A 1,057-nucleotide genomic window follows, 5' to 3' on the forward strand; every position below is an offset into this window, starting at 1 on the left:
GCTCCGTGCGCCGCCCCTCCGTCGTGTCAGGGGTCCCTGGGTCCCGTACGGGGCCTCAGGAGTGGAGGTGCTGCTGGATCTCCTCGTCGAGGTCCACGAACTGGGCCTCCTGGCCCGCGGGCACGATCTCGTAGGTCCTGTGCAGGAACTCCGCCAGCGGGGAGACCTGGGTGTCGAACTCCGCCTGGCCGAAGGGCGAGGAGAGCGCGATGCTCACGCTGCGCTCGCCGCTCTCGTCCTTGGAGGGCCACACGCGCACGTCGCCCTCGCCCACGGGGCGCACGATGCCGACGGTGAGGAGTTCGCGCGCGAAGATCCACTCGACGGGGTTGTCCTCGCCGGTGTGGAACGCGACCCGGATCGCGTAGGGGTCGTCCGAGCTGTAGTCCAGCCGCGCGACCAGCGGAACCGAGGTGCGTTCGGGAACCACGAGCCGCAGGCCCAGCTCGGCGGTGGCAGTGGTGTCGCTACTGTTCATGTTCGCCAAACCTTTTCTCGTCCGGCCCTGCTCGTTGCGGCGCGGGTCGGTTGCCGTCTCACCCGCTCCAACGCGGCTTCCCGCGGAACATGACGTGAGTACGGAGACTTTCTTGGTCGGATGGGACCGGAGGTCTCGCTGCCCGCCCAGCGGGCCCAGCTCGCCGCAACGCGGCTCCACGATCCTTCGTCACTGTAATGACCAGGAGAAACCAAAGATTTCCCCATGTCGGGTGGTCCGCGTCACGCGGAGGTAATGTCGCGGCGGTACTCGACGGGGCCACGGGGGCGGGAACTCCTTCTCAGGGCGGGAATCACCACCGACAGAAGACACTCCCACGAACCCGCCGGTAGTAACGTGTGACCTCTGTCACAGGTTGGTGGGTCCGCCGGGCGGGCCGTGTGCGTCGAGCACCCCCGAACATGCGCTAAAGTTTTTCTTGTCCGGCCGAGAGGGCGGGCAGCGCAGCAGTTCAGGGCGATTAGCTCAGTTGGCTAGAGCGCGTCGTTCACACCGACGAGGTCACTGGTTCGAGTCCAGTATCGCCCACAGCAGGGGAGGGCCGGATCCGCTTCACGC

1 protein-coding gene and 1 tRNA gene are annotated in these 1,057 nt (G+C 67.1%); one reads left to right on the top strand and one right to left on the bottom strand.

The window, feature by feature from the left end; genetic code table 11:
* Nucleotides 1–55: 55 nt before the first annotated feature.
* On the bottom strand, nt 56–478 hold the full coding sequence (locus ACWGL3_RS32245; RefSeq protein ID WP_267948762.1) for an SsgA family sporulation/cell division regulator: 423 nt from the start codon (nt 476–478) through the stop codon (nt 56–58).
* Between the two features lie 475 nt (nt 479–953).
* On the opposite strand from ACWGL3_RS32245, the gene ACWGL3_RS32250 reads away from it, so the two are divergent.
* Nucleotides 954–1,027 (top strand) — tRNA-Val (locus tag ACWGL3_RS32250).
* The last annotated feature ends 30 nt before the right edge of the window (nt 1,028–1,057 follow it).

The sequence above is a fragment of the Nocardiopsis sp. NPDC055824 genome, assembly GCF_053616335.1.

Excerpts from the sequence above, each read along its gene's own strand:
- ACWGL3_RS32245 (WP_267948762.1), bottom strand. The coding sequence starts at position 478 with ATGAACAGTAGCGACACCACTGCCACCGCCGAGCTGGGCCTGCGGCTC.